This window comes from Pseudorhodoplanes sp., assembly GCA_032027085.1.
Classification (GTDB): Bacteria; Pseudomonadota; Alphaproteobacteria; order Rhizobiales; family Xanthobacteraceae; genus Pseudorhodoplanes.
On the sequence record JAVSMS010000001.1, the window covers coordinates 3,696,540 to 3,722,705 of the forward strand.

General features: G+C 61.9%; 29 protein-coding genes. 12 read left to right on the forward strand and 17 right to left on the reverse strand.

Features of this window, described 5'->3' with window-relative positions:
* Positions 1-94 precede the first annotated feature (94 nt).
* Both RO009_17915 and RO009_17920 read left to right on the forward strand, forming a co-directional pair.
* Positions 95-1,366, forward strand: a complete 1,272-nt coding sequence (locus tag RO009_17915; protein ID MDT3686911.1) for a VWA domain-containing protein — start codon at positions 95-97, stop codon at positions 1,364-1,366.
* 196 nt (positions 1,367-1,562) lie between these two features.
* A complete protein-coding gene (locus tag RO009_17920) occupies positions 1,563-2,945 on the forward strand; it encodes a TadE/TadG family type IV pilus assembly protein (GenBank protein ID MDT3686912.1) in 1,383 nt (460 codons plus the stop codon).
* A gap of 73 nt (positions 2,946-3,018) precedes the next feature.
* Here RO009_17920 and RO009_17925 read toward each other — a convergent pair whose 3' ends face one another.
* The gene (locus tag RO009_17925; GenBank protein MDT3686913.1) at positions 3,019-3,354 is read right to left on the reverse strand and encodes a phasin family protein; all 336 of its coding nucleotides are present in this window, start codon (positions 3,352-3,354) and stop codon (positions 3,019-3,021) included.
* Between the two features lie 296 nt (positions 3,355-3,650).
* On the opposite strand from RO009_17925, the gene RO009_17930 reads away from it, so the two are divergent.
* Positions 3,651-5,357, forward strand: coding sequence for an SPOR domain-containing protein (locus RO009_17930; GenBank protein MDT3686914.1), 1,707 nt, complete (start codon positions 3,651-3,653; stop codon positions 5,355-5,357).
* A 35-nt stretch (positions 5,358-5,392) separates the two neighbouring features.
* Here the strand turns inward: RO009_17930 and RO009_17935 are convergent, their stop codons facing one another.
* The 3 genes from RO009_17935 to RO009_17945 all read right to left on the reverse strand — a co-directional run bounded on the left by RO009_17935 (position 5,393) and on the right by RO009_17945 (position 7,851).
* Complete coding sequence (locus tag RO009_17935) at positions 5,393-6,094, reverse strand: DnaJ domain-containing protein (protein ID MDT3686915.1); 702 nt, start codon at positions 6,092-6,094, stop codon at positions 5,393-5,395.
* Positions 6,095-6,097: 3 nt separating this feature from the next.
* Positions 6,098-6,835, reverse strand: a complete 738-nt coding sequence (locus RO009_17940) for a VWA domain-containing protein (protein ID MDT3686916.1) — start codon at positions 6,833-6,835, stop codon at positions 6,098-6,100.
* A 95-nt stretch (positions 6,836-6,930) separates the two neighbouring features.
* Complete coding sequence (locus RO009_17945; protein ID MDT3686917.1) at positions 6,931-7,851, reverse strand: division plane positioning ATPase MipZ; 921 nt, start codon at positions 7,849-7,851, stop codon at positions 6,931-6,933.
* 154 nt (positions 7,852-8,005) lie between these two features.
* On the opposite strand from RO009_17945, the gene panC reads away from it, so the two are divergent.
* Positions 8,006-8,857, forward strand: coding sequence for a pantoate--beta-alanine ligase (gene panC, locus RO009_17950; protein MDT3686918.1), 852 nt, complete (start codon positions 8,006-8,008; stop codon positions 8,855-8,857).
* A gap of 10 nt (positions 8,858-8,867) precedes the next feature.
* Here panC and RO009_17955 read toward each other — a convergent pair whose 3' ends face one another.
* The 5 genes from RO009_17955 to RO009_17975 all read right to left on the reverse strand — a co-directional run bounded on the left by RO009_17955 (position 8,868) and on the right by RO009_17975 (position 13,665).
* Positions 8,868-9,761: a dioxygenase gene (locus RO009_17955; protein MDT3686919.1), complete on the reverse strand. Its 894-nt coding sequence runs from the start codon at positions 9,759-9,761 to the stop codon at positions 8,868-8,870.
* A gap of 38 nt (positions 9,762-9,799) precedes the next feature.
* Positions 9,800-10,237 (reverse strand): DUF1489 domain-containing protein, encoded by a 438-nt coding sequence (locus tag RO009_17960; protein MDT3686920.1) that lies wholly within the window; start codon positions 10,235-10,237, stop codon positions 9,800-9,802.
* 12 nt (positions 10,238-10,249) lie between these two features.
* On the reverse strand, positions 10,250-12,211 hold the full coding sequence (locus RO009_17965; protein ID MDT3686921.1) for a biotin carboxylase N-terminal domain-containing protein: 1,962 nt from the start codon (positions 12,209-12,211) through the stop codon (positions 10,250-10,252).
* A gap of 71 nt (positions 12,212-12,282) precedes the next feature.
* Positions 12,283-13,248, reverse strand: a complete 966-nt coding sequence (locus RO009_17970) for a hypothetical protein (protein MDT3686922.1) — start codon at positions 13,246-13,248, stop codon at positions 12,283-12,285.
* A gap of 81 nt (positions 13,249-13,329) precedes the next feature.
* Positions 13,330-13,665 carry a GYD domain-containing protein gene (locus tag RO009_17975; GenBank protein MDT3686923.1) on the reverse strand — a complete coding sequence of 112 codons (336 nt, stop codon included), beginning with the start codon at positions 13,663-13,665 and terminating at the stop codon, positions 13,330-13,332.
* 80 nt (positions 13,666-13,745) lie between these two features.
* On the opposite strand from RO009_17975, the gene RO009_17980 reads away from it, so the two are divergent.
* Positions 13,746-13,961: a hypothetical protein gene (locus tag RO009_17980; protein ID MDT3686924.1), complete on the forward strand. Its 216-nt coding sequence runs from the start codon at positions 13,746-13,748 to the stop codon at positions 13,959-13,961.
* Between the two features lie 21 nt (positions 13,962-13,982).
* Here the strand turns inward: RO009_17980 and RO009_17985 are convergent, their stop codons facing one another.
* Positions 13,983-14,183 carry a hypothetical protein gene (locus RO009_17985; GenBank protein MDT3686925.1) on the reverse strand — a complete coding sequence of 67 codons (201 nt, stop codon included), beginning with the start codon at positions 14,181-14,183 and terminating at the stop codon, positions 13,983-13,985.
* Positions 14,184-14,529: 346 nt separating this feature from the next.
* Here RO009_17985 and RO009_17990 point away from each other — a divergent pair, with 346 nt between their 5' ends.
* The 4 genes from RO009_17990 (at position 14,530) to RO009_18005 (ending at position 19,390) form a co-directional block, all read left to right on the forward strand.
* Positions 14,530-15,591 carry a YeeE/YedE thiosulfate transporter family protein gene (locus RO009_17990; GenBank protein ID MDT3686926.1) on the forward strand — a complete coding sequence of 354 codons (1,062 nt, stop codon included), beginning with the start codon at positions 14,530-14,532 and terminating at the stop codon, positions 15,589-15,591.
* A complete protein-coding gene (locus RO009_17995) occupies positions 15,588-16,808 on the forward strand; it encodes an MFS transporter (protein MDT3686927.1) in 1,221 nt (406 codons plus the stop codon). Before RO009_17990 ends, RO009_17995 begins: the two co-directional genes overlap by 4 nt.
* 127 nt (positions 16,809-16,935) lie before the next feature.
* The gene (locus RO009_18000; GenBank protein MDT3686928.1) at positions 16,936-18,405 is read left to right on the forward strand and encodes a sulfotransferase; all 1,470 of its coding nucleotides are present in this window, start codon (positions 16,936-16,938) and stop codon (positions 18,403-18,405) included.
* A gap of 196 nt (positions 18,406-18,601) precedes the next feature.
* On the forward strand, positions 18,602-19,390 hold the full coding sequence (locus RO009_18005; GenBank protein MDT3686929.1) for a porin family protein: 789 nt from the start codon (positions 18,602-18,604) through the stop codon (positions 19,388-19,390).
* Positions 19,391-19,486: 96 nt separating this feature from the next.
* Here RO009_18005 and RO009_18010 read toward each other — a convergent pair whose 3' ends face one another.
* Positions 19,487-19,690, reverse strand: coding sequence for a cold-shock protein (locus tag RO009_18010; protein ID MDT3686930.1), 204 nt, complete (start codon positions 19,688-19,690; stop codon positions 19,487-19,489).
* Positions 19,691-19,934: 244 nt separating this feature from the next.
* Between RO009_18010 and RO009_18015 the strand changes: the two genes are divergently transcribed.
* Positions 19,935-20,666, forward strand: a complete 732-nt coding sequence (locus tag RO009_18015) for an MBL fold metallo-hydrolase (protein MDT3686931.1) — start codon at positions 19,935-19,937, stop codon at positions 20,664-20,666.
* Positions 20,667-20,672: 6 nt separating this feature from the next.
* On the opposite strand, the gene RO009_18020 is transcribed toward RO009_18015, so the two are convergent.
* The 3 genes from RO009_18020 to RO009_18030 are packed head-to-tail and all read right to left on the reverse strand — an operon-like array spanning position 20,673 to position 22,574.
* Positions 20,673-20,798 carry a hypothetical protein gene (locus RO009_18020; protein ID MDT3686932.1) on the reverse strand — a complete coding sequence of 42 codons (126 nt, stop codon included), beginning with the start codon at positions 20,796-20,798 and terminating at the stop codon, positions 20,673-20,675.
* Positions 20,795-21,322 carry a class I SAM-dependent methyltransferase gene (locus tag RO009_18025; GenBank protein ID MDT3686933.1) on the reverse strand — a complete coding sequence of 176 codons (528 nt, stop codon included), beginning with the start codon at positions 21,320-21,322 and terminating at the stop codon, positions 20,795-20,797. Before RO009_18025 ends, RO009_18020 begins: the two co-directional genes overlap by 4 nt.
* A gap of 4 nt (positions 21,323-21,326) precedes the next feature.
* The gene (locus tag RO009_18030; protein MDT3686934.1) at positions 21,327-22,574 is read right to left on the reverse strand and encodes a DUF3419 family protein; all 1,248 of its coding nucleotides are present in this window, start codon (positions 22,572-22,574) and stop codon (positions 21,327-21,329) included.
* A gap of 97 nt (positions 22,575-22,671) precedes the next feature.
* On the opposite strand from RO009_18030, the gene RO009_18035 reads away from it, so the two are divergent.
* Positions 22,672-23,232: a hypothetical protein gene (locus tag RO009_18035; protein ID MDT3686935.1), complete on the forward strand. Its 561-nt coding sequence runs from the start codon at positions 22,672-22,674 to the stop codon at positions 23,230-23,232.
* Between the two features lie 223 nt (positions 23,233-23,455).
* Here the strand turns inward: RO009_18035 and RO009_18040 are convergent, their stop codons facing one another.
* From RO009_18040 to RO009_18050, 3 genes are all read right to left on the reverse strand, one after another.
* Positions 23,456-23,695, reverse strand: a complete 240-nt coding sequence (locus RO009_18040; GenBank protein MDT3686936.1) for a hypothetical protein — start codon at positions 23,693-23,695, stop codon at positions 23,456-23,458.
* 64 nt (positions 23,696-23,759) lie between these two features.
* The gene (locus RO009_18045) at positions 23,760-24,473 is read right to left on the reverse strand and encodes an SDR family NAD(P)-dependent oxidoreductase (GenBank protein MDT3686937.1); all 714 of its coding nucleotides are present in this window, start codon (positions 24,471-24,473) and stop codon (positions 23,760-23,762) included.
* A gap of 72 nt (positions 24,474-24,545) precedes the next feature.
* A complete protein-coding gene (locus tag RO009_18050) occupies positions 24,546-24,857 on the reverse strand; it encodes a hypothetical protein (GenBank protein ID MDT3686938.1) in 312 nt (103 codons plus the stop codon).
* A 245-nt stretch (positions 24,858-25,102) separates the two neighbouring features.
* On the opposite strand from RO009_18050, the gene RO009_18055 reads away from it, so the two are divergent.
* The gene (locus RO009_18055; protein MDT3686939.1) at positions 25,103-26,143 is read left to right on the forward strand and encodes a tellurite resistance/C4-dicarboxylate transporter family protein; all 1,041 of its coding nucleotides are present in this window, start codon (positions 25,103-25,105) and stop codon (positions 26,141-26,143) included.
* The last annotated feature ends 23 nt before the right edge of the window (positions 26,144-26,166 follow it).

Sequence of the window (26,166 nt, forward strand, 5' to 3'; positions counted from 1 at the left end):
CGACACCAATCGTCAAAACCTCTTGGCCATGATCCGCGCCATGAAAGGCCCCGCCCGTAACGCCGCCCAGCCTAACCGCACCGGAGCTGTCAACATGTTGTTCACCCGTTTTGCCCGGAACTCGGACGGCGGCGCCGCTCCCCTGCTGGCCCTGGCGCTCCTGCCACTGATGGCGGCGACCGGCGCGGCGATCGACTACAGCCGCGCCAATTCGACCAGGACCGCCATCCAGTCGGCGCTCGACGCGACCGGTCTGATGCTGTCCCAGGAAGCAGCCACGCTGTCCACGGCTGATCTCGGGCCCAAGGCGACGACCTATTTCAGATCGCTGTTCAACCGGCCCGAAGCCAAGAATGTTTCGCTCAGTCACGAATTCAGTTCGCCGCAGCAAGGCAGCTTCTCGCTCAAGCTGACCGGCAGCGCGCAGGTGCCGTTGATTTTTGCGAGCATTCTCGGTCAATCGGAGCTGGCAATCTCGGCGACGAGCGAAGTGCTCTGGGGCATCAAGAAGCTCAATCTGGCGCTGGCGCTCGACAACACCGGCTCGATGGCGTCGAACGGCAAGATGTCGGCGCTGAAGACCGCGGCACACAATCTGCTCGACACACTGCAGGCGGCTGAGAAGGTTCCCGGCGACATCAAGGTGTCGATCGTGCCCTTCGCTACCGACGTTAATGTCGGGACCCAGAACGTGAACAGCGACTGGATCGACTGGACCGACTGGGAGGCGCGCAATGGCAGCTGTTCCACATACGGCTCCTCGCAGAGCAAATGCCTCGCCAACGGTGGAACCTGGACACCGAAGAATCACAGCAACTGGAACGGCTGCGTCAATGACCGCGACCAGAACAACGACGTGCTGAACACCGCGCCGGCGGGAACGGCCGCAACCATGTTCCGCGCGCATCAGGCGTCGAACTGTCCGGTGCCGATGATGCCGCTGAGCCAGACCTGGAGCGGTCTGCACAGCAAGATCGATGCGATGACACCCACCGGCAACACCAATGTCACGATCGGCCTCGCCTGGGCCTGGCAGGCGCTGTCGCCGGTGGCGCCGATGAACGCGCCGGCGCCGCAGCCCGATCTCGACAAGGTCATCATCGTGCTCACCGACGGCCAGAACACGCAAAACCGCTGGAGCTCATCGACTTCCTCGATCGATTCCCGCACGCAGGAAATCTGCGAGAATGCCAAGGCCGACAACATCAAGATCTACACGGTGCGCGTGATCGACGGCAACGGCACGTTGCTGAAAAACTGCGCAACCAAGCCCGACATGTATTACGACGTCGACGAGGCCGATCAGCTCAACGTCGTCTTCAAATCGATCGCGCAAAACCTCGCAAATCTGCGCATCGCGAAATAAGCGCGGGCCGGCACAGTTAACGGAATTCGAACACAAAGCCGAGATTTCGAGCAATGCGCTCTGCTTCGTTCACGATGGCGGCGCAAAGCCGCATGCTTAACGGCCGGTAAGCTTCTTTTTGCGTCGAGCTTTACGGCAATTTCACGCGCGCTGTTTACGACCTGTTGGAGAAATTCAGGAGCAGGTGAACAGAGCCATGACCATCACCTCATTCATTGCATGCTGGCGCGGCAGACTGCGCGACTTCAGGCAGGCGCAGGGCGGCAACGTCGCCATCATTTTCGGACTCGCGGCGATCCCGGTCGTTGGGTTGATGGGCGCGGCGGCCGATTACAGCCGCGCCAATTCCGCCAAGGCCGCCATGCAGGCGGCGGTCGACGCGACGGTGCTGATGCTGTCGAAAGAGGTCTCCGGCCTCACTACAGCGCAGCTTAACGACAAAGCCTTCAAATATGTCGTGGCCAATTTCAACAGGCCCGACGCAAAGAACATCGTCGTCACACCGGCCTATTCACAGGCGACGTCGGAGCTCACGCTGCTCGGCGAGGCGACGCTCGACACCCATTTCGTGAGCCTGCTCGGCAAGGAGTCGATGTCGGTCAGTGCCACCTCAACCGCCAAGTGGGGCAACTCGCGGCTGCGTGTGGCGCTGGCGCTGGACAATACCGGCTCAATGGCCTCCAGCAACAAAATGGTCGCTCTCAAGGCTGCGGCGCACAAGCTTCTCAATCAGCTCGAGAAAGCGGCTACCAAGCCCGGCGACGTCTATGTGTCGATCATTCCGTTCGCCAAGGACGTCAATGTCGGACCCGGCAATCCCACGGATCCGAATTGGACAGCGCCGGACTGGGTGGATTTTGGCGACCGCGGAAGCTGGCTGGGCTGGGACTCAAGAAACGGCAAATGCAAGAACAACGATTGGAAAACCAGTTGGGGCGGTCATGTCCGAACCAATTGCGATAGCGAATGGACGCCGAACAACCACAACACCTGGAATGGCTGTGTCGCCGATCGCGACGAGGATTACGACGTGAACAACACGCCGCCATCGACACAGCCAAAGCTCACGGAAACGCTGTTTCCGGCGGAGCAGCACAATGCCTGCCCGGTTCCCCTGTTGCCGCAGACCTACAACTGGGCCGATCTGCATGCGAAGATCGACGCCATGACGCCGACCGGCAACACCAATACGACCATCGGTCTGGAATGGGGCTGGCACTCGCTGTCTCAGAATGCGCCGCTCAATGCTCCACCCATCGTCAACAGCGGCGGCATCACCACGCAAAAGATCATCATCTTCCTGACCGATGGCGAAAACACCCAGAACCGCACGAGCACCAATCGCAGCACGATCGACGCGCGGATGAAGAAGGCTTGTCAAAACGCGAAGAGCGATAACATCGTGCTCTATACGGTGCTGGTGATGGAGGGCAACGAAAGCCTGCTGAAAGAATGCGCGAGCGCAGATTCTGACAAGCCGGTCGGCCCTAAATTCTTCAAGCTGACATCGTCGGATCAGCTCGTCACTACCTTCGAGCAGATCGGAACGGCGCTCTCGGCGCTGCGCATCGCGAACTGACGGCTGCGCCGACGTCAAACAAAAAGCCCGGCGAAGATGCCGGGCTTTTTCATTCATCGATGCAGGTGAACGGTTACTTTGCCGTCGCCTTCCCGAACAAACCTTCGTAAGGCTTGTAAGTTTCCTTGGCGAGATCGGCATACAATTCGCCGACCTTCGTCGCCTTGGATACGAAGCCCTCATACGCGTCCTTCAGATAGGTCTGTTGCAACTCGATTGCTTTCTCGAGCGACCTGACGCCGAGCAACTTTTCAAAAGCCGCGGCGCTATCCTCAAAAGCCTTTTTGGAATAGTCGGCGATCTCAAGGGCGATGGCCTGCGTGCCCTTGGAGACGGCGCCAAAGGATTTCAGCGCGACGTCCACATTCTCTTTCTGCAATTGCTGAATTTCATCGAAGTTCTTGATCATGACACTGCCCTTGTCCCGGCGGCCGGTCAGGGCCGCGTTGATGATGTTCCAGTTGGTGTAGTTCGATTCACTGGAAGCAATCTATGTTGCGTCGCACAATAAATCAAGGGAATTTTGTGCGACGCAAAATGATAGGCATTAACCATCAGTTTTTATTAACTTTTTAGCAATCGCGATCTCCTAGCCTTTCCGACTGTGTCGCAATAGCCATACTCGGACGGCCGCGGCACCAACGGGGTGGAATTCAGGCGCCGGCCGAGGCGCCCGGTTCGAAAGCGCGGAAGACAGGTAGGACCATGTATTGCGTAACGGTCGGCGCCTCTCCCAGGCTTCGCGGTGCACTTTCGGCTTTGCTTGCCGGTCTTGTCGTCCTGGCTGTGACCACCGACCCTGCCGACGCCCGCTGGCGAAAGAAACGCAGTACCTCGTCGGCGTCGTCATCCAGCATCACTTACAACCCGCAATACGCGGCCATCGTGGTCGATGCCAATAACGGCGACATCCTGCATTCCGCCAATCCTGACAGCCTGCGCCATCCGGCCTCGCTGACGAAAATCATGTCACTCTATCTGCTGTTCGAGCGGCTGGAGGCCGGCAAGATCAAGCTCGACACGCAACTCGAAGTGTCCGCGCACGCCGCCACGCAGGCCCCTTCGAAGCTCGGCCTGCGCCCCGGACAGACGATCTCGGTGCAAGACGCCATCATGGCGCTGGTGACGAAATCCGCCAACGATATCGCCGTCGTGATCGCCGAAGCTCTGGCCGGTTCGGAAGACGAATTCGCAAAGCAGATGACCCGCAAGGCGCGCGCGCTGCGCATGAGCAAGACCATCTACAAGAACGCCTCCGGTCTGCCCGACGACGATCAGGTGACCACCGCGCGCGACCAGGCGTTGCTTGGAATTGCCATCCAGGAGCGCTTCCCGCGCTACTATCAATATTTCTCGACGCGCAAGTTCACCTTCCGTGGCCGCAATATCGGCAACCACAATCGGCTGCTCGGGCGCGTTGAAGGCGTCGACGGCATCAAGACCGGCTATACGCGCGCTTCAGGGTTCAATCTTGTCACCTCGGTGCGGCGCGGCGGCCGTCACATCGTCGCGACGGTCCTCGGCGGTAAAACCGCCAGCCAGCGCGACGCCCGCATGCGCGAGCTGATCGAGGCGCGAATCGTCGAGGCCTCGACGAAGAAGACTGCGCCGAAGCCGGTCGAAGTCGCGGCCGCTCCGGAGGCCAAGCCCGTCCGTGTCGCTGCTGCTGCCGTGCCGATCCCAGAGCCAAAACCGGATGTCACGACGGGCGCGCGTGCCGAGAGCGAGGCTGCGCGCGTCGACCCGACAAAGCCGATCCCGCTGGCACCGCAACCGCAAGCCGGCTCCACCGAGCCGATCAAACCGCGCCTCGTCAAAACGCTGACGGTGCGTCCGGGATCAACGCAGGTCGCCGCCGTGGCGCCGCTAGCCCTCTTCTCCCCCGAGCCAATCACCGCGCAGACTGCAAACCAGGCGCCGGCCGAGGTTACCAACCCGGTGCGCACCGAATCCGCGGCCAAAACCGAATCCGCGGCCAAAGAGGAGAAACCCCTGTCGCCGCCGCCCGGCGCACGTCCCGGTGTGCTCGGCGTCCTGACGGCCAAGGATCTTGCAGCGGCCAAGGAGCCGGCGAACAAACCGGCCAAGGCCGCCACTGTTGCGCCGAGCGACGTCACCGCATCAGCGCCGACGCCCGGCAAGCCCGCGTCCCGCGAATCCAAGCCGCGCAGCGGCTGGATCATCCAGGTCGGTGCCTTCCCCGATGAAGACGAAGCCCGACAAAAGCTGAGTAATGCCAAGACCACGGCGCCCAAACTGCTCAGCGACGCCGACCCGTTCACCGAACGGGTGAGCAAAGGCGACAAGACCCTCTACCGGGCGCGCTTTGCCGGATTCAAGCAGCACGAGGCGCAGGCTGCCTGCCGTTATCTAAAACAAAACGATTTCGTGTGTATGGCTATCAGGAATTGATCCCGATGAGTCACGATTTCGATTCGGTGCGGAGTTCAGGTGCGATGACGCCGAAGAAGGATGTCCTTAGCTTCATTGACGCGCGCCGCGAGATACGTCGACCCCCCCTGGTCGGGATGGAGTTTCTTCATCAGCGCCCGGTGAGCGCGGCCGATGTCCTTCCGCCCCGCCCCCGGCTGCAGGCCAAGGATCTGATAGGCCTCCTCCTCCGTCATTTTTCCGGTACGCGGCGGCACCGTCCCCGCGTCCGCACCTCGGTCTGCGTGTTCACGCCATCCGGGCTCCCGGCGATCAAGATAAGCCATCAATAGCGCCCGGCTTTCCTCGTCGATATCGGGCAGTGTCGCGAGCAAGGTCGGCAAGTCCAGTGCATCCAGCGGCACGCCTTCGTGCTTGCCGGCCAGTATCCGCCCGCGCATGGCGCCCGTATCGTGGTCGAGCTCCATCTCGACAAAGGCCGACCGCACGCGCGAGACCTGCCCACCGCTCTTTTGCGTGCGCTGGCTGTAGCTCGCCAATCCGGGAAGCCAGCCCAGAAGACTCAAGCCGGCAAAACCGAGCGGCAGCGCCAGTCCAAACTGGCCGCGCACGGCCAGAAGCGCCGCTCCGCCAAGGGCGACAATGCCGCCGCCGGTACGCATGATCGGCACCAGTTGTTTGGGATCGGCCTTGCTGAAGACGTGCAGCGCCCACAGGCCGATGATCAAAACGGCAAGACCAAGCAAAAGACCCGGCATGGATCAGCTCATCTGCCGCAGCAACAATTGCGCGCCGGCATTCTTGCGCGCCGACAAGTCGGACAGGGCCTTCAGGCCGCCCGCCGCATAGGCTGCGGCGGCCCTGAGCAGTTCGGCAAGCTCATGCGCGGCGCCCGGTGCGAAGCGGCAATAGGCGCCGCGGCTCAGCCGCGCGATTTCGCGGAACGCGCGCTCGGCTACCGGTTCGGCGCCTTCCTGGAACATGAAGACCGGCACGCCCAGCAAACCGAGTTCGCCGGCGGCGGCACAGAGGTCATCAATCGGCTCTTCCATTGCGTCGCCGACAAAGACCACCGCCTGCACCTTGCGGCCTTCGCCTTCTTTCCGGGCGTGGCCAAGGATGCGGCCGATCTGGGTATGCCCGCCGCGGCAATCGATCCTTTCCATCAGCGAAGCCAGGCGCTCGGGCTGCGAAACCCATTGCGAGGCCCGACATTCGGCAAGCCCGCGGTAATAGACCAGTTGCACATCCAGGCCGCCGATGGCTCCCGCCTCCTTGAACATCTCCGCCTGCAGGTGACAGGCACTGTCCCAGGTCGGCTGGCGGCTCATGGTAGCGTCGAGGGCGAAGATCAGACGGCCGCGCTGGCCCGATGCGACGCTGGGCTGGAGTTTTTTGACCTGCGCGAGGAAGGCGTCGATCTCCGGCCGCGATGAAACCGGCGCTGTCTCTCCCCGGCCCAGAACAGGCGCGGGCGTGTCAATCGGGGATTTTGCCATCTCGCTGAGCCACCACTGAATCCTGTCCGACTATAAGTCGCAATCGGACCAGCCGGACGCAATGGGGCGCGACAACAGGCTGTGAACCCGTCCGGCTATTCCAGCAAGTCGTGTATTTCCAAGGGCTTATCGAGGGATGCAAACCATTCGGTGCGGGCTGCCGCTCGCCGCCGGCCTTTTTCATCGATCGGCAGTTTCAGGGCCGCCAGCAACCGCTGAACCTCTTCGCGCGCCGTGACGTGCGACATGTTCGGCCGGGTGCCGAGCGTGGATTCGTCGATGGTGTCGAGCGCCGTCAGGCCGCGCGGGAAGAACTCGCGGTAGACCACCCGCTCGGCAAAACCCTCGGCGCAGCGAAAGCCAAGCTGCAGACCAAGCTCGTTCAAACCCTCGGCGATCAGCCGCTTGTTGCGCGACCCGAGAGTGGAAAGGCGATTGCGGACCACGATCCAGTCGGTGTCCTCCTGGTCCACCTTGCGGCGCTGGCGGCGCGCCTCGCGCACCATTTCGGCGTAGTGGCTGATCCCGGTCAGCGCGTAGGTCTGCGGATCGACGGTGCCGAGCACGTCGAAATCAACGAAGCTGTCGTTAAGCGGGGTGATCAGGGTATCCGCCATCGCATGCGCGAGCCGCATGAGATAGGCGTCCGTACCGGGCGTATCAATCACCACGAAATCATGGCTGTGTTCGATCTCGGCGATGGTGCGCGCGAAGGAAGAGAATTCCGCCGCCTCGTTCTCGTCGGCACGCACCCCTTCGACACGGTCGACATAAAAATGGGTCGGCAGTTCCAGATCGAGACGGTTGCGCTTCGCCCAGGATCGGCGGTTCTCGATGTAGTGGGTGAAGCTCTTCTGACGCGAGTCGAGGTCGATGGTCGCGACCCGCTGGCCGGCCTTCAATAACGCGATGGCAACATGAACGGCGGTCGTGGACTTGCCCGATCCCCCCTTCTCATTGCCAACCACGACAACACTAGCGGATTTGTTCGGCCCCTTGCTGGACTGAAACAACATCCCACACCCCTCAATCTTAATCATCCGCACTTCGTCGGGGATTGGTCAAGGGACAGGATGGACCTGCGTCATCGTGCTTAACTGGCGTGGCGGCGCTGCAACGGCTTTGATAGTGTCCGCGCCCTTGCTGGGTTGGACAGAGGACGGGAATTCCATGGCTCGCACACCGCGTGTCATTCAAACTATTGCGGCGCTGCGCAAAGCGGTCAGCACCTATCGGAAGGGTGGTGACAAAGTCGCCCTGGTGCCAACCATGGGAGCGTTGCATGACGGCCATATGTCTCTCGTCGAGGCGGCGAACAAAAAGGCCGGCCGGGTCATCGTCTCGATCTTCGTGAACCCGCAGCAATTTGCCCCGACCGAGGACTTCGCCACCTATCCTCGTACAATGGATACCGATGTCGCCCGGCTGAAACGGCTGGAGGTCGACGCGGTCTGGGCGCCCGAGATCGCGGTCATGTATCCGGAGGGGTTCTCGACACGTGTCGCGCCGGGAGGCCCGGCCTATGCCGGACTGGAAGACGCCTTCCGCCCGCATTTCTTCGGCGGGGTCGCGACGGTCGTCTGCAAGCTCTTCATCCAGGTGAACCCGGATTTCGCATTCTTTGGGGAGAAGGATTATCAGCAACTCAAGGTGGTGACCCGCATGGCCGCCGACCTCGATCTTCCGGTACAGATCATCGGCGTGCCGACGGTGCGCGAGCCGGACGGTCTCGCCCTCTCCTCTCGCAATGTCTATTTGTCGCCGGACGAACGGCGCAAAGCGCCAATGCTGCACCGCGTGCTGCAGGACTGCGCTGGCAAGATCCAGCAGGGACACCCCCTCGATCGCGTCATGGCCGATGGCGGCCAGTATCTGACCTCGGAAGGATTCGTGCTGGATTACCTGGAAGCGCGCAATGCCGAGACGCTGGAGCCGGTGACCTCCGCGAAACAGGGGCCGTTACGGCTTCTGGTCGCCGCGCGCCTGGGCACAACGCGGCTGATCGACAATATTCCGGTTTGAGTTGCAAGCGCTATTCAATCGGCGCGCGCGGCAGCTTCGCCTCGCCCGGCTCCATGACAAATGTGTAGTCGAGCGAATACCACGGGGCTTTCACGTTCGGCGCAGGTCCGGGCCCGTCGTGCCGCACATAGTTTCCGATCAATGCCCTGGTCACACCGAACTGCACGTCTGTTTCCAGCCGCTCGTCGTCATGGGCGTAGATCTGCGAGATCAGCGTCTTGAAGCCGGGCTTGTAGATCAGGAAATGCAGATGCGCGGGGCGAAAATTGTGCGGCCGGCGCACGGCGCGGATCAGATCGCCGACCGGACCATCGACCGGGATCGGATACCCCGCCGGCTTCACGCTGCGGAATCCAAATGAGCCGTCGGCCTCGCTGGTGAATTTGCCGCGCAGATTCATATCCGCCTGGTTTTCCTGCTGGTTCTCATAAAAACCTTCCGGCGAGGAATGCCAGATATCGATTTCAGCGCCGGCGATCGGCCGCCCCTGCCCGTCCTGTACGCGCGCGGTGACGAACAATTCCGGCCCCGGCGTCGACGAGCGCACGATGGAGCCGCCGTTTTCCGTGCGCGGGGAATTCAGCCGCCAGAACGGGCCGAGCATCGAGGCGGAGGTTTCGGTCTGCCCCTTGTTGCCGTTATTCAGCAGACAAATCAAAGAGGAAAGGCCGAGCGAACCGGCCATCAGCACGGCTTCGTTATGGGAGGCATTCGATTTCTGGCCGATGCGGACGACGTAATTGCAGGCCTGATGGAATTCTTCCTCGGTCAGCCGCACCTCGCGTGCAAAGCCATGCAAATGCCTGACAAACGCAAGCAGGATTTCGCGCAATCGCGGGTCCGGCGTTTTCGAGAAGGCTTCGAGCACGGCGGCGGTGACGTCGTCCTGGCCGGAAATGATCATTCTTCCGCTCTTCCTCGCCGTATTCGGCGTCTTGCCTGTCAGAGCAGGCCCAGTTCCCGCAATTCTTTGCGCAGCGGTTCCGGCAGCGCGCCCATGCCGGACGCCACGCGATCGAGATCGGGCGGCGCGTCCTTCTCGGGGAGATAGCGCCAGCCCTGGAAGACGCGCCACGGCCGCGGCCGAACCAGCTTCACCTTGCCGTCCATCACGATCTGGCAGCGGGCAATGCCGGCCTTGTCGACGAACGGCCGGATGTCGAGGATGCGCTCGCGGCACATCAACTCGCCCTTGATCACCCAATAAAGTGATCCGCCCGCCAAAATCTCGCCGGAGCGCTTGGGCGTCATGCGGGTGGTGTGAATGTGTTCAGGCTTTTGGCCGCGCGCCTTGCGCTCTTTCAGCTTCTGCTTGATCCAGCTCTGCAGATCCTCGACGGACTCGCAACCGACGCACAGTTTGATGAGATGAAGCGGCATTTCCCAGTCGTCTCACTCGTCCTCTTTGGTCGTTTCGATCACCGCTACGATGGCGCCGTCGGCGACCTGAACGCCAGCGACTACACGGATGTCGACAATAACGCCACCAGCGGGCGCCGTCAGGGTGTGTTCCATCTTCATCGCCTCGATGATCGCAACCGGCTGGCCGCGGGTCACTTCTGCCCCGGATTCGACGAGCAGCGCCAGCACCTTGCCGTGCATGGGTGCCCTGACGATCCCACCTTGCTCGGCGTCGCCGCTGTCAGTCGCCTCGGCATCGCGCAGACGCACCAGGGTCTGCCGGCCCCGCCGCATCACATAGACGGCCTCGTCGGCGTCGATGACCGAGGCCTGCGGGTCCGCCGCCACACCGCCAACCGTGACTGTCGCGCCGGCCGGGCCGAACGTGACAAGCGCCTCGGCCGGCTTTCCGTCCACCAGCAGCGGGATTGGAGTCACGCGCGTCCCTGACAACTGAAAGGCATCGGCGATATCCCAGGGTGACGAAGGCGCTTCGGCACCGCGCCGCGCCGCCAGCCGCTGCCGGTCGCGCTCCATCAGATGCGCAGCACCACGCGCGATGGCCGCATTGTCGATCTCCTGCGGCCCGACCAAGAGCCCGGCGATGTTGCGATCGATGAAGCTGGTATCGAAGCGGCCGGCTCTAAAATCCTCTGCCCGACACAAGGCCGCGAGAAATCCGACATTGCTGCGCGGGCCGATGATGACCGTGCGATCGAGCGCAGCCGCAAGCTTGTCGAGCGCGGCCTCGCGCGTCGGCGCATGCGCGATCATCTTGGCGATCATCGGATCGTAATAGGGCGACACCTCGCCGCCGGTCTCGACACCGGTATCCACGCGCACGGTACCGTCCTCGGGAAAGTCCAGCGCCACGATCTTGCCGGTTGACGGCAGAAATCCGCGCTCCGGGTCTTCCGCATAGATCCGCGCCTCGACGGCATGACCGCGCAGGGCAATGTCCTTCTGCGCCGCTGGCAGCGTTTCGCCGGAGGCGACGCGAAACTGCCATTCGACGAGATCAAGACCGGTCACGCTTTCCGTCACCGGATGCTCGACCTGCAGCCGCGTGTTCATTTCCATGAACCAGAAGCCGTCCGGCCGCAGTCCTTTTTCGCCGTCGGCGATGAACTCCACCGTTCCCGCGCCGGAATAGCCGACGGCCTTGGCGGCCGCGACCGCAGCCGCGCCCATGGCGGTGCGAATCTCGCGCGTCATGCCGGGCGCCGGCGCCTCCTCGATGACCTTCTGGTGCCGCCGCTGGAGCGAGCAATCGCGCTCATTGAGGTGAATGGCGCTGCCGTGATTGTCGGCAAAGACCTGCACCTCGATGTGACGCGGCGCAGAGATGTATTTCTCGATCAGAACGCGGCTGTCGCCAAAGGCGCTTGCGGCTTCGCGCATCGCGCCTTCCAGCGACTCGTCGAAATCGGCGTGCTTGTCGACCCGCCGCATGCCTTTGCCGCCGCCGCCAGCCACCGCCTTGATCAACACGGGATAGCCGATCTCATATGCCTTGCGTTTGAGGAATTTCGAATCCTGCTGGTCGCCATGATAGCCCGGCACCACCGGCACGCCGGCTTTCTCCATTAGCGCCTTGGCGCGATCCTTGAGGCCCATGGCGCGGATGGCGTCGGGCGGCGGGCCTACAAAGACAAGACCGGCGCGCGCGCAGGCTTCGGCGAATTCCGCATTCTCCGACAAAAAGCCGTAGCCAGGATGGATGCAGTCAGCGCGCGCCTTCTTCGCCGCATCGATGATCTTGTCGATGACCAGATAGCTCTCGCGGGCAGGCGCCGGTCCGATGGGAAAAGCCTCGTCGCACATCCGCACATGCAGCGCGTTGGCATCCGCGTCCGAATAGACGGCCACTGTCCGCATGCGCAGCCGCCGCGCCGTGCGGGCGATCCGGCAGGCAATTTCACCGCGATTGGCGATTAGAACTGAAGACAACATGGGTTGCGGAGTGTAGCCGCCGCGCAGGCGCTTGCCATCGCTCTAGCAGGCCTATCCTCGACGATTTCGAACTATTGGGTCGCCGCGGCTCCGGAATTGGCTGCCGCCGGCCTTGCAGGGGCGATCGGGATCGGAAAACCGGGCTGCCCGGCCGGCGCCGGGGGTTCAGGCGCCCGCTTCGCCGCCGGGCGGCGCGCCTGCTGCGCGGGCTTGGCCGGCTCGGCTTTCGGGGCTTTGTTGTCCACCCCGTTCTGGCCCGGCATGCCCGGTTCGTTGTTCATGATGCTGATCGGCGGGATCGAATCGGCGCTCGGGAAATCCGCGGTCGTTGCAACGACCGGTGCCGCGGGCGTCGAAGGGGCCGCCGCGAGCGCCGGTCCGGCAGGCTGACCCCAGGCGACCGCATGCCGACCAACATGGCCTTGGAATACGCCGTCCTTCAGGTTGGCAAGGATGCGTGCGGGATCCTGCAACAGCAATTCGGCGGCATCGCAATTCTCGGCGGTGCAATTGTCGCGCACTGCAAAAGCCTGGGCGAAGAAGCCGAAACGGTCCACTTCCACGGGACGACGCAAAGTTGCGACGGCGTGTTCATAATCATTGCCGCGAGCGGCAAAATCGGCGGCGGCGGTGAGCAAATCAAGCCGCGCCTCGGCAAAGGCGAGCGCCGCCGCGACGGCCTCGGGCGAGGCAAAGAGCGATTTCTCACACGCCGCATCGACAGCATCACCGGCGCTTGTCGACAGACAAGCCAGGGCGGAATTCGGTGCAATGGCCTGCAAGGTGAGCGCGGCAAGCCGGCTGTCCAGCGCACGGCGCTCAGCGGCGCGATCACCCGCCGCAAGGCGCTCTTGAATATTCCAGCCAAGGCCGAGCGCCAGCGCGATGACACCGAACCAGGCGATCCCGGCAAGGCTGCGTCCGATCCCGTTGCGCATGACCAGGAAGATGCAGAAGAACAGCGCGCAGGCGGCCGCGACCGCCGCGATCCACCACGGCATGGTCAATATGCCTGTCACGGAATCGATTTTCGGCATCGCTCCGCCCCCTTCAAGGTTGCGATCCTGACGGCAAAACGGGCGGGATCAAGGCACGATTCTGCGAATTTGCCGCGCAGATCAACTTCCACCCGGGGCGCGATAAGCCGGCAACAGATCGCTGGCGGCGGCGAAAGCGCCTTTGCCTTCGATCGAGGTCATGGCCAAAGTGGTACGCAGGTCCGTCACGCCGGCACTTCCCCCGGCTGCCAAGAGCACCGCCGCCATCTGCGTTGCGCCAGGTGATTCGCAGACGACCAGAAAATCATACTCGCCGAAGGTCAGATAGTAGCTGATGAGGCGGCCGCCGGCTTTCGACAGCAACCGCGAGATGGCTTCCGCGCGGTCTTCCGGCTTGACCACCATGCCCTTGATGGCCTCGCGCGTGTAGCGGCCCTGCGTGATAAAAATCGGCATTGCCTATGTCCTCCTCGCCCCGCTGGAACCCTTTTGTCCGGCAAACGTTCTTGTCAGCTTATTAAATGGAGAGACCGGACGTGCGTTTGCTGCTCGGCATGATCCTCGGCGCGGTTCTTACTGTGGCTTTTGCCTATTCATATGACTCGATGCAGACCTCGTCGGTCGCAACGGGGCCTGCGGCCACCAAGCGGACCATGGTCAATTGGGACGTCGTCGAAGCCAACTGGAACAGCTTCAAGGTCAAAGCTCAGACCGGCTGGACCGAATTGAAAGCGCGCGTCGACCGCAGCTGAGTTTGCGAGCCTGCAAACGTCTTAGCGATAGCGGTCGAGTTGGCTTTCCTTTGCCACGCGCTCGAACGCCTCATCCGTGCTTTTGATCCGGTATTGATGCTCGTCGCCATCCGGCGGCATCAATTTCACGATCTTGAAGGTCCCCGACGCGGCGCCACGATTCAGCGGGCCAGCGATATAGCGCACGGTCTGACCAAGCGCATATTTGTGAGATTTCAACACGCTTACTTCTCCATGAAGCGCGCAGGCCGCCCAGCTGCGCTCAAGGGTTAAGGCCCTGAATTGTCATTTTAATTTTTGTATTATAGCAGTCCCCACGGCCGCCGGGGGAAAAATCGTCAACCTGCACCGGTCTATTTGGCCTTAATAGTCATAGTGTTAGGATTACGATCAGAGCCTTAGCAGGCAAGTTTGATTTTTCACATGAACGGGAAAGAAAAAACACGCCTGCAAGAGCCGGCGCCCGGGCGCCCGATGCGCGAGATAAATGATCTCAGGGACGATCCCGGCTAAGTTCCGCCAGGGTCAATCTGTTTGCGGAACTTTCAATGGGCATGCTGGACCGTCGATGATTGGCGCAGTCACTTTCGTATTCTGTTGCGTGCTGGCCGGAATTCTCGGATTTGCGGCTCATCGGGCCAGCGTCTGCACCGTGCGGGCGGTGGCCGAATACACGCATTCCGGCACCGGCTACATGATGGCGTCGATCGGCAAGTCGGTGCTCTGGGTGTTTGCCATCACCCTGCCCATCTTCTTCCTGCTGCCGCAGACCGCCAGCAATATCGCCGGCTGGCAATTGACCGCCATGGCCATGATTGGCGGCGTGTTGTTCGGGATCGGCGCCGGGGTGAACGGCGCCTGCGCCTATTCCACCATGGCGCGGATGGTGGACGGCGAAATCGGCATGCTGCTTGCGGTCGCCGGATTTGCGCTCGGGGTCGGCGCCTTCGTACTGCTGCTGGGCGGCGAAGTGCTGGCGCGTCCGGCGGCGGCGCCCGGACTCGTCCCGGCCATTGTGCCCTACGCCGGCATCCTCGGCGTCATGTTTCTAGCCTGGGCTCTGTACGAATTCATGCGGCTTTGGCGCACGCGTCCGAAAGACCGCTCGCTGCGGCAACTGGTGCTGGCGCCGCAATATCGTCTCTCCACTTCGGCGATGCTGATCGGACTCTGCGCCGGCACCATCTTCCTGCTGTTCGGCTCGCCCGGCTACACAACCACGTTCCAGCAGGTGGTCGAAGGCTATCTCGGCACACGTGACTGGCCGCCTTACGGGCGCTGGATCGTGCTGAGCGCGGTGCTGCTCGGCATGCTTTCCTCAACCTGGCAGCGCCGCAGCTTTCGCATCGACTGGCGGCCGCGCTGGTCATGGCTGCGCAACATCTTCGGCGGGGCGCTGATGGGGTTCGGCACCGCGCTGCTGCCGGGTGGCAATGACGCGCTGGTGCTGTACGGCATCCCGAGCCTGTCGCCGCATGCGATCCCCGCCTATCTGGCGCTGGTCGCCGGAATCGCGGTGGCGCTGCTCACTATGCGCGCCCTTTTCGGCCTGGAAATGCGGGTCGCCTGCCGCAACGATATCTACATCGCCGACGTCAGTGCCGATATCGCCAGGCGGGAGAAACAATGAGCACGCGCTCCGCGTCTTTGCCTTCGGTCGGGCTCTTGCTGGCGCTGATCCAGCTTTTCTTCACGCTGACCTGGACGGTCTACGCGATCTATCTGCCGAAGCTTGCCGCTCAAGTCGGCATTTCGGCGGGCGCCGTGATCCTCATCCTGATGCTGGATCAGGCGATCTTCACACTGTCGGATTTCGCAACCGGCATTGCTGCCGACAAAGTGTCGCGCACCATCGGACGCATCGGGCGCATTGTGGTCAGCGTCACAGTCGTCTCATGTCTGGCCTTTGTCGCACTGCCCTTGGTCGCGGGCGATAACCCGGTTTCGCTGGCGGCGTTTCTAGCCCTGACGGTGATCTGGACCGTGACGTCCTCGGCTCTGCGCGCGCCGCCGCTGATGCTGCTCGGCAAGTATGCCGCGAAACCGGCCATCCCGCTGCTGTCCAGTCTGGCGATGCTCGGCTATGGGATCGCCGGGGCCGCCGCGCCCTATCTCGCCATCACGCTGCGCGAGGTCGATCCGCGCTGGCCGTTCATCATCGCGAGCGTCGCCGTCTTGCTGGCGACGCTCAGTCTGTCCCATGTCGAGCGCACGCTGGTCGGTCAGGCCGCACAAGCCGGCCCGCCGCCACAATCCGCGCAGCCGAAGAATGATGTCGCGCCGCTGGTTTTCGCCATCGGGATGGTGGTGCTGGCCCTCGGCTATCAATTGCATTTCGCGGTGAATACGGCACCGCTGTTCCGCAAATTCAGCGACAGCATTGACCTGTTCATGCCGGTCTTCTGGATCGGATTCAACATCGCGATGTTTCCCGCCACTCTTCTGGTGAAGCGCTGGGGCGGCTTTGCCGTCATGGGCCTGTTCGGCGTCATTGGCGCATTGGCCATTGCTGCCGCCGCAACCGCCACCGCGCTCAACATGCTGGTCGCAGCGCAGCTGGCCGCGGGCGCCTCGTGGGGCTGCATCCTGATGAGTGCGTTCTGCGCCGCCTTCGACGCAGCGAAGCGCGACACGGCCGGCCGCTGGGTCGGCATCCTGTTTTCCGCCCTCGCTTTCGCGACCTTCACCCGCATGGCGGCCATCGCCACCGGATTGCAGCGCGATCCGAGCTGGACCGGATGGCTGCAATGGGGACCGACGATCTGCTGGCTGATCGCGGGCCTGCTCCTGCTCTATGTCGGCTTTGTGCGCATGCGGCGCTGGATGGCGGATGCGGCACCGGTGTAACCTGAATTCAGGCCGCGCGTTCGGCGGGCCGTCACTTTGTTTCTGATGACCTGATTTTGAAGGCATTACATTGGCGGCGCCACGAGACAAAAACAGACCATCTGCAGCCGGATTATCCGCCTCCGCTATGCAGGACGCACGCAATCAGCTCGAAGACGCCGAGCGCTTGCGCCAGCAGGGCAAACTCGATCGCGCGGAATCGACATGCCATGCCCTCACCCGGCGCCATCCCGGTTACATGGCCGCCTGGCACACGCAGGGCCTGGTCCAACTCGACAAGCGCAATTACGAGCGCGCGCTCGACTGCCTCGTGCGCGCAGTCATGCTCAATCCGCACAGCTGGATGACGCTGACGGCCCTGAGCAGGGTCTATGCGCGTCTGGGCGCGACAGAACTGGCCGCACAGACGCTCGAGCGTGCCATGTCCATCAAGCCGGAAGACCCGGCCATTCTGGTGTCGCTCGCGGAAATCCTGCGCGACGAGCGCGAATATGAGCGCGCCGTGGAGGTGTATCGACAGGCGATGGCGCTGGACCCAAGCCTCGATTCCGCCGCCATCGGACTCGGGCTGAGCCTCGGTGCGATTGGAGAAAATGCGGAGGCGCAGGCGGTGTTTGAATCGCTTTTGCAGCGCGGTTGCCGCACGCTTGACCTCTTTTTTGCGATGACCACGCTGCCGGCCGCCGCGATGAAAAACGGCATCCTTGGCCTGCTGGATAAACTGCAATTGGGAAAAGAGGACACCGAAGCCAGGCTCACCTATCAGTTCGTGCGCGGAGCAGCGCTGGATTCTGCGGGCCGGCATGCTGAAGCCTGGGAATGTTTCCGGGTCGCCAATCGCGCCATCGCGCCTACATGCGAAGACGAACTTCGCAGCTATGTCTCGCGGGAACAGGCGAATCTTGCAGCATTACGCGATATGCCGAATCGTACAGCCAAGCCGGATGACCGCTTGCCGATCTCGCTTTTCATTCTCGGACCATCACGCTCGGGCAAGACCTCGCTTGAACGGCTCGTCGGGTCTCTGGACGGCGTCAAGCGTGGATATGAGAACCCGAGCGTCGATATCTCGCTGCAGCGCACGTTTGATGCAGCCGCCTTGCCTCGCAGCAAATTTCTGGAGCAATTGCCGCCAGCTTATCTGCCAACCTTTCGCGACATCTACCACGAACAGATCGCGCGCCGGGCCGGATCCGCACGGGTCTTCACCAATACTATGCCCAGTCGCATTTACGAAGCCGGCCTGATTGCCGCCAACATTCCCAACGCACGTTTTGTGTTCGTGACGCGCGACAAGGATGACAATGCGTTGCGCGTCTATATGAAAAAATATTTGCGGGGAAATTCGTACGCCTATGACTTGAAGTCGATCTATGAATATCTGGATTGGTACGCGCAAATGGCAGAACTGCTTTCAGCGAAATTTCCAGACGCAGTCCGTCATGTCAGATACGAAACGATTGTCAGCGATCCTTTGGCAGCCGCGGCGGCTGCGGCCGACCTCTGTGGCATCGCCGTCAAGGATGCTCTGCCCCCGGTTGGCGACGATCGCGGCTGCGCTGAGCCCTATCGCGCTCTGATGAAATCCACGAAATAGTTGCCAGCAAAAAAAACGCAAAATTTGCGGATTTTGCAAGCTTTTGATTTTAAAAGAAAAAAGAGGGCATCGCCCAATTGGTAGATGTGGCAAAAATGCAAGACTTGTCGGGAAACGGCATTCATCGATCTTGCGGCACCGAAAGTTCCCTGATCAGTTGTCGCATATTCCTAAAAGACTTTGATGGGGCCTTTTCATGCGCCACGCGCGACTTGCAATTCTAGCCAGCACCGCCCTGACGCTCGCCGGCGCAGCCCAAAGCCACGCTGCTGATTGGAGCGGCTTCTATGTTGGAGGCAATATCGGCTATAGTTGGGGCGGCAAGGTCACCAGTGACCTCAGTCCATTTACTGTGCCTGCCGTTCCGGGGGTTTTCGACACCTTCGTGGTTCCAGGAGACACGTTTCGGCTGAAACCGGATGGCGTCATCGGCGGCGGTCAGCTTGGCCAAAACTGGCAATCGGGAACATGGGTCTTCGGAATTGAAACGGATCTGCAGGCGTCCGGCCAGAAGGACACGGACCAGCGCACACGGTTCTTCTTCGACATCGACTGCTCCAGCACCTGTGATGCAATCAGCAGCACCGCTATAACTGCCAAGCTAAGTTGGTTCGGAACGCTTCGCGGCCGCATTGGTCAGGATTTCTCCGGTTTGTTCGGCTATCTCACCGGAGGATTGGCTTACGGCGAGGTCAAGATCTCTGGCAATGACACGATCTCGGTTGACGAAGGTCAGGACGGGGACATCGATGCCGTCTTCCAACGCTCGTTCGCTTACACAAAAACCAAAGTCGGCTGGACGATTGGCGCCGGCGTTGAAGGACAGACAACGTGGAGCAACTGGACCTGGCGGATCGAATATCTCTATATCGATCTGGGGAACGTGAATTACAGCGACGCCAATTTCACGGTAAATTCCAGCGTCACCGATAATATTCTCCGCTTTGCCCTGAATTACCGTTTTGCGCCGCCGCCTCCACCGTGAGCGTGCGGCCTCCTGCAAACAGCAGATGCTCCGCTGCCGAATCAAAACGCCCGGCGCTGGGCAGCGCCGGGCGTTTCGACATTGCAGAATCAGGGATCAGGCGCGGGCGAGATTGCTGGCTGCCTGCTTTCCACGCTCGGTGACGAGCTCGTAGGACACCTTGTCACCTTCGTTAAGCGTGCCCAGACCGGCGCGCTCGACGGCGCTGATGTGCACGAACACATCGCGCGAACCGTCATCCGGCTGGATGAAACCGAAACCCTTTTGGGTGTTGAAGAACTTGACTTTACCGACGGCCATCGTGGCCTCTCCTTCAGCTATGCAGTCACCGCACGGAACCGCCGGGCGGCAGGTGAAACATCCGAGTTTTTGGAGATGACTTGAAGCAGCCCAAAAATCGGCAGCATAGCAAGGCAGCTAAAATCTCGTTGCGGGGCACCCTTACGATGAAACCTGGAATCCGTCAAATCGGGAGCGCCCGGCTGCCGATATGGTAGCTATCCGCCTCCCGGACAAGGGTTAACCGAACAGAAAGAAGGAATCGATGCGGCTGCAATTCATCGGGTCGGGAGACGCCTTCGGATCGGGCGGGCGCTTCAACACCTGCCTGCATCTCACCGGGCAGCACAGCAATCTGCTCATCGATTGCGGCGCGTCCTCGCTGGTCGCCATGAAAAAGGCGGGCTTCGACCGCGGCGCCATCGACACCCTCCTCATTACGCACTTCCATGCCGATCATTTCGGCGGCGTTCCGTTTTTCATTCTTGACATGCAATTCAACATCAAGCGGACGAAACCGCTGCTGATTGCCGGTCCTCCCGGCCTGCCGGGATGGTTCGAGCGCGCAATGTCGACGGCCTTTCCGGGCGAACGGCAATTGCCGTTTCCGCTGGCGCTGCGCGAGGTCGAGATCGGGAAGGACAATGTGTTTCCCGACATGCGGGTGACGCCGTTCCACGTTGTGCACGATGACCGGGCTGGTCCCTGCCTCGCCTACCGCATCGACATCGAAGGAAAAGTGATCTGCTATTCCGGCGACACCGAATGGACCGATACGTTGATCAACGCGGCGCAGGGCGCTGACCTGTTTGTCTGCGAATGTTACACGTTCGAAAAGCCGCGCAAGTCGCATATGTCGTTGTCGGTGCTGCGGCAGCATCTCGCGGCGATCAACGCCAAGCGCGTCATGCTCACGCATCTGAGCGAAGACATGCTGAGTCAGCGCGACAAAGTCGATCTGGACATCGCCGAAGACGGCATGATCGTCGAATTCTGACCGGTCTCAGCCGGGCATCGTCAATTTCGCAAATTGCGCATAGCCGCGATAAGGCTGCTCCATGGTCAGTGACGCATCCTTGCGATCGGCCAGAACGGTAAGCTCGAGCTCCAGTTCGGCTCGCGGCGTCACATGGAAAAGTGCAAGCCATTGCGCCACCGGAACCAGGCCGGCAACCTTTCCTGTCCGCCGAAATCCACAACCAGCATTTGCCCGGAGGCATCGAGGGATGCCGTCGCCTGTTCCAGCACCGTCCGCCACCGCGGAATCATCGACAGCGTGTACGACATGAAGGCGCGCTGGAACAGCGCGATCCCAAACAGCATCCCGGTATCGAAAGACGTGGCATCGGCCTGTGCGATCTGAATACGCGATGACAGTCCGGCGCGCCCGATCTGCTCGCGCGCAGTCGCCAGCATCTCGTTCGAAATATCGATGCCATAGAAGCGCGCCTGCGGATATTGCCGCGCCGCGCGGATCAGATTGCGTCCGGTGCCGCAACCGATTTCCAGAACGCAATCGCCCGGCTTCGGACGCAGCCGGTCGATGAGAAGATCGCGGCCGAGCAGATAATATTTGCGGGTGGCGTCATAGACGTGACGCTGATGACGGTACATCCGGTCCATCGCGCCGGCAGCTGCGAAGCTTCCGTTCATGCCTTCATCCGGCGAAAATATAGAGATGGAAGCCGCCATAGATCGCAGAACGATCACGCAGGGTGAAATCCTGCGACGCCTCCGCCTGATAGCTCCAGCGCGACAGCACCGCATTGTCGACGCGGTCCGGCAACAGCGACGGAATATCTGCGGTGCGGAAGATGACACGCGCGCCCGACCGCGCGGTCCGGGTGATTTCGTGCCACAAGGCGTTGAGCTGCTCGCCGGTCATCCAGTCCTGCGCATCGAGCAGGACATAGCGGTCGAGCGATACGTCCGGCCGGCCCTGCAGATATTCGGTGAACGAGCGGTTCAGTACCTCGACCCGCCCGGCCCGCGCCCGCACCAGATCGAAATGCTCATACCGCAGATACGACGGCACCGGTCCCTCACCATAGGAACGGCCGAAGGCCTGCCAGGCAAAGTAATTGTGCTCCAGGGCGAAATCGCAGGTCAGCCGGCGTAGCCGCTCGCGCACCACGGCGTTCATATCGCCGCCGCCGGCCGCCGCCAGCGAGGCATACTGTGCCGGCGGAATACCGAGCCCGAACAGCGATATCCGCCGCGACAGCGCCCATTTCATGAACCGGCGCTCGAAGATCGGCGCCAGCCTCGTTTCGAAGAAACGCCGCTGCTGATACAGCGAGCGCGATTCGAGAAACTCGCCTGGCTCCACGCCATAGGCGCGGGCAACGAAATGACCAAGCCCGATACAGCGACCGAGAAGGCCGTAGCAATAGACGTTGTTTGAAAACATCGAAATGCGCCGGCGACCGAACCCGCCATAGCGGCGTCCATCCCAGTAATCGCGCGTCGCCGGATCGAGCCGCGCGCGGATGAACTGGCGGTAGAGATCAACGTTGCGATCTTCGTCGGCTGCGTCGAAGAACCGAAAGAACTCGTCCCAGGACGGCAGCGACCGCGCTGCCGTGATCTTCAGACGATTGAGCGCGACATGGGCGGTGTTGAGATCGAGCGCTGTAACATACGCGGGATCGGCCGTGAGGTAGGAGAGAATATTGCAGCCGCCGGACGCGATCGCAACGACGTGGCATTGGGGCGTGATCGCCAGCGCTTCCATGTCGATCTCGGGATCTTCCCAGACCTGCGGATAGACCAGTCCCTTGAAGACGAAGGCAAAGAGATGTTCGAGCAGCCGATCCAGCGAAAGCCCCCGCCGCGACATGGCGGGCTTGCAGCCGACCGCCTGTTTCAACCGTTCGCTCGAACTGACATCCAGTATGGCGCTCAAAAAAAGCTCCGTCGACCGCGCGATTCCACGTGCCGTCGACCTAACGGCATTCGCATTTCAGTTTGATGACAGACGGCGGTGCGTGCAGAATAAGCAGATGAAATCGGATTCAACCGAACTGAACGGCGACACAGCCGAGATTGCGATCCGGCTGCGCAATATCAGCCAGATGTTCAGCACCTTCGATCCCTCTCCTTTCCTCGAAAAGGATATCGACGGTGAGGTCGAGGATTTCATCGTCGGCTGGGTGCGTGAATTGCCGCGTCATGCGCCATTCCGCATTGCCGTGCATTTACCGCTGGCGGAAGCAAACAGGCCCGAAGCCAGGAATATTGACGAGGCGCTGGCGCATTATTTTCGTTATCGCGCAGACATAACCGAGCGCGAACTGCGCGAATTGTTCCGCATGGGCCGGAGCGCGCTCACCATTGGCGCAGCCGTGCTCACCGCCTGCCTGGTCGCAAGCCAGCTGGTGCCTCGATTCATTGCCAATGCCACACTGGCGCGTATCATCGAGGAAAGCCTGATACTGGTCGGCTGGGTGGCGAACTGGCGGCCGATCGAGATCTACCTCTATGACTGGTGGCCAATCCGCCGCCGCGCACAGCTCTACCGGCGCATTGCAGCCGCGCCGGTGATCGTGAAGGCGATCGGATAAACCTGAGCCACTCAGGCAAGCTTGCTCAGAATTGCGTCAATCTCTGGCTGGGTGAACGCACGCAAGGTTTCCGTCCGCAGCCGGTGGTCAGGCCGAAGGAGATCATCGCCGTGTCCTCCGGCGCCTCCACCAAAAGCCACCACGTCATACTGGCCGATGGTCCAGGAAACCTCCACGGCCAAGGCTGCGCCGGGCCGCGCGACGATGCAAGCTGCCTAAAGGGTCACCATGCGCCGTGGGTCTGTTCATTGCCGCGCCGATGCAGCGCGCGGGCCAAGTCCTTGCGGTCCAGCCGAGTGCCATCGTCGCCTTCGACCAGAAGCACAACGCGGCCTGTCGTCTTTAGATGGTGGGCGAAATTCATGGCCTCATCGAGGCCGGTGAATTCCTTGAACAGATGCCGGCTTTTCTCGATCGGGCTAATCGGCTGCGAGCCGGCTGGCCCGCTGTAAACACGGTACATGCTGCGCCTCCTGTCCGAATTGTCCTTCTACAAGATTTAGGGACCATCACCGCGTCTGCAACCCTCAGAATTTTTCCACCCAGGGCCGCAATTCCACTTCCCAGGTCCAGGCGCTTCTCGGCTGCTGCAGCAGGTGCCAGTACGTCTGCGCGATGGCGTCAGGATCAAGCAGGGAATCCGGATTGCCGGGCGCTTCCGGCCGCCGGTCGGAGCGGATACCGCCATCGATCACAACATGCGCGACGTGGATGCCCTGCGGCGCAAGTTCGCGCGCCAGACTTTGCGCGAGGCCACGCAAGGCGAACTTGCCCATCGCGAACGGCGCCGATTGCGCATAACCCTTCACGCTGGCGGAGGCGCCGGTGAACAGGATCGCGCCGTGCTTCTTCGGAAGCATGCGGCGCGCAGCAGCTTGCGCAACCAGAAAGCCGCCAAAGGCCGAAACGGCGAGCGCTTTTTCGACATCCGCCGGGTCAAGGTCGATGAGCGCCCCGCGCGTGCGATAGCCGGCATTGTAGACGACGACATCGGGGGCGCCGAGCGCCGGCTCCGCGTCCAGCTCCTCGAACAGGGTCTCCACTTCATCACGGCTGGCAGCATCGCAGGTGAAGACGGCCGCACCGGTGTCCTTGATCAGTACGGCGAGATCATCGGTCGTCCGCGAAGCCAGCAGGACCCGAAGCCCGTTCCTCGCGAACAAGCGCGCCAGCGACGCGGACAGGCCTGCGCCGGCACCGACGATCAGGGCAAGCTTGTGACGTGGCGGCGTATCAGCCATGCCATGCTTATAAGGTTTGGGGCACGCGATGTCATCGCGCGCCCCAATCCGCCAGACTTACAAAGCACCTCGCTATGGCACCACGACATAGACGGTACGGCCGGCCTGGATGACCGGCTTGTAGACCACGGCGCCGCAGCGATAGACGCGCACGCCATTGACGATTGTGGCAACGCAGCCCGCCGGCAGCACCGTCACCGGACCCGGCACCGCCGCAGCACGCGCCACCGGCGCCCGCCGCACCACGCCTGGACCCGCACGCCCGACGCCGAGGCCGGGATCGATGGCGAAGGCGGTGTCGGGCATGGAGACGGCAAAGGCGCCTGCAATGAGCAACACAGTGAAAACGCCACGCGAGAAAGCATCAGGTGCACGAAAAATCATATCGGCCTCCATGAGCTGCATATGAGAGCAGCTGCTCGGAGTGGTGGCCTAAGCCCGCGTCGGGAGCGCCACAATGAAGATTTTTGGTTGTTTCCGCGTTGCGCCGTGACCCTGCAGGGCGCAGCGGCAAAGCCCTTGAAATGCTAGGCTGTGGCCCGATTCGAACACACCTCCTCCCGGCCATGCGCAAACGCCTTCCGCCTGCGTTTCCAATCCCTCCAGCGCGCCGGCAGATGCGGGCGGGCATGCGGGCCTGGTTCAAGCACGAAATCGACACGCTCTATCCCGGCTCCTTCGCCCTGGTAATGGCAACCGGGATCATCTCCAACGCGCTTCATTTCGAGAACGCGCACGGATTCTCCGACGTTCTCTTCGCCATCAACGTGATGGTTTATCCCTGGCTCTTGGCGGTCACGATCCTGCGCGTCCTGCGCGTGCCACGCGCCGTATGGAACGACCTGATCAACCCCCGCCTCGTCTTCTCCTTCTTCACCATGGTGGCCGCAACCGACGTACTCGGCGTCGGGATAATGCTGCGCGGCTTTGCCGGTGTTGCACTCGTCATGTGGCTGTTCGCCTTCGCCTTGTGGTTCATTCTGATCTATCTCAGCTTCGGCGTCCTCACCTTTCTCAACACCGCGCACGGCGCCAATGTGGTGCACGGCGGCTGGCTGATCGCCATTGTCGGCACACAATCTCTTGTCGTCCTCGGCACGCAGATCGCGCCTGCGCTTCCGTCCGCTCCGTTGATCTTCGTACTCCTGCACATGCTGTGGGGGATCGGTCTCGCGCTTTACGGCATCTTCATCACGCTGTTCGCGCACCGGATCTTCTTCTTCGACATCGAGCCGGACGACATCACGCCGCTGCTCTGGGTGGTGATGGGCGCGGCGGCGATCAGCACCAATGCCGGGTCCACGCTGATCCTGACCGACAGCGGCGTGCGCTTCCTCCTCACCATGCGCGGATTTATCGACGGCGTGACGCTGATCATGTGGGCCTGGGCGACCTGGTGGATTCCGCTGCTGCTGCTATTCGGCATCTGGAAGCACGTCGTCTGCCGGGTGCGGGTCCGCTACACGCCGACGTTCTGGAGTCTCGTCTTCCCGCTCGGCATGTATGCGCTGGCCAGCCTGCGGCTGTCGCTCGCAGCCGACGTCTCGGCGCTGCGGATGATGTCGGCGACAATGGTATGGGTCGCGCTGGCCGCCTGGGCGATGACGGCGGCCGGGCTGATCGCGTCGTCGTGGCGTAGCTATCGGGATTTCGGACGCGCCGTATCCTGAGTATTTCGAATTCGTCTCTTGGG

Excerpts from the sequence above, each read along its gene's own strand:
- RO009_17915 (MDT3686911.1), top strand. The coding sequence starts at position 95 with ATGTTGTTCACCCGTTTTGCCCGGAACTCGGACGGCGGCGCCGCTCCC.
- RO009_17920 (MDT3686912.1), top strand. The coding sequence starts at position 1,563 with ATGACCATCACCTCATTCATTGCATGCTGGCGCGGCAGACTGCGCGAC.
- RO009_17925 (MDT3686913.1), bottom strand. The coding sequence starts at position 3,354 with ATGATCAAGAACTTCGATGAAATTCAGCAATTGCAGAAAGAGAATGTG.
- RO009_17930 (MDT3686914.1), top strand. The coding sequence starts at position 3,651 with ATGTATTGCGTAACGGTCGGCGCCTCTCCCAGGCTTCGCGGTGCACTT.
- RO009_17935 (MDT3686915.1), bottom strand. The coding sequence starts at position 6,094 with ATGCCGGGTCTTTTGCTTGGTCTTGCCGTTTTGATCATCGGCCTGTGG.
- RO009_17940 (MDT3686916.1), bottom strand. The coding sequence starts at position 6,835 with ATGGCAAAATCCCCGATTGACACGCCCGCGCCTGTTCTGGGCCGGGGA.
- RO009_17945 (MDT3686917.1), bottom strand. The coding sequence starts at position 7,851 with ATGTTGTTTCAGTCCAGCAAGGGGCCGAACAAATCCGCTAGTGTTGTC.
- panC (MDT3686918.1), top strand. The coding sequence starts at position 8,006 with ATGGCTCGCACACCGCGTGTCATTCAAACTATTGCGGCGCTGCGCAAA.
- RO009_17955 (MDT3686919.1), bottom strand. The coding sequence starts at position 9,761 with ATGATCATTTCCGGCCAGGACGACGTCACCGCCGCCGTGCTCGAAGCC.
- RO009_17960 (MDT3686920.1), bottom strand. The coding sequence starts at position 10,237 with ATGCCGCTTCATCTCATCAAACTGTGCGTCGGTTGCGAGTCCGTCGAG.
- RO009_17965 (MDT3686921.1), bottom strand. The coding sequence starts at position 12,211 with ATGTTGTCTTCAGTTCTAATCGCCAATCGCGGTGAAATTGCCTGCCGG.
- RO009_17970 (MDT3686922.1), bottom strand. The coding sequence starts at position 13,248 with ATGCCGAAAATCGATTCCGTGACAGGCATATTGACCATGCCGTGGTGG.
- RO009_17975 (MDT3686923.1), bottom strand. The coding sequence starts at position 13,665 with ATGCCGATTTTTATCACGCAGGGCCGCTACACGCGCGAGGCCATCAAG.
- RO009_17990 (MDT3686926.1), top strand. The coding sequence starts at position 14,530 with ATGATTGGCGCAGTCACTTTCGTATTCTGTTGCGTGCTGGCCGGAATT.
- RO009_17995 (MDT3686927.1), top strand. The coding sequence starts at position 15,588 with ATGAGCACGCGCTCCGCGTCTTTGCCTTCGGTCGGGCTCTTGCTGGCG.
- RO009_18000 (MDT3686928.1), top strand. The coding sequence starts at position 16,936 with ATGCAGGACGCACGCAATCAGCTCGAAGACGCCGAGCGCTTGCGCCAG.
- RO009_18005 (MDT3686929.1), top strand. The coding sequence starts at position 18,602 with ATGCGCCACGCGCGACTTGCAATTCTAGCCAGCACCGCCCTGACGCTC.
- RO009_18010 (MDT3686930.1), bottom strand. The coding sequence starts at position 19,690 with ATGGCCGTCGGTAAAGTCAAGTTCTTCAACACCCAAAAGGGTTTCGGT.
- RO009_18015 (MDT3686931.1), top strand. The coding sequence starts at position 19,935 with ATGCGGCTGCAATTCATCGGGTCGGGAGACGCCTTCGGATCGGGCGGG.
- RO009_18025 (MDT3686933.1), bottom strand. The coding sequence starts at position 21,322 with ATGAACGGAAGCTTCGCAGCTGCCGGCGCGATGGACCGGATGTACCGT.
- RO009_18035 (MDT3686935.1), top strand. The coding sequence starts at position 22,672 with ATGAAATCGGATTCAACCGAACTGAACGGCGACACAGCCGAGATTGCG.
- RO009_18040 (MDT3686936.1), bottom strand. The coding sequence starts at position 23,695 with ATGTACCGTGTTTACAGCGGGCCAGCCGGCTCGCAGCCGATTAGCCCG.
- RO009_18045 (MDT3686937.1), bottom strand. The coding sequence starts at position 24,473 with ATGGCTGATACGCCGCCACGTCACAAGCTTGCCCTGATCGTCGGTGCC.
- RO009_18050 (MDT3686938.1), bottom strand. The coding sequence starts at position 24,857 with ATGATTTTTCGTGCACCTGATGCTTTCTCGCGTGGCGTTTTCACTGTG.
- RO009_18055 (MDT3686939.1), top strand. The coding sequence starts at position 25,103 with ATGCGGGCCTGGTTCAAGCACGAAATCGACACGCTCTATCCCGGCTCC.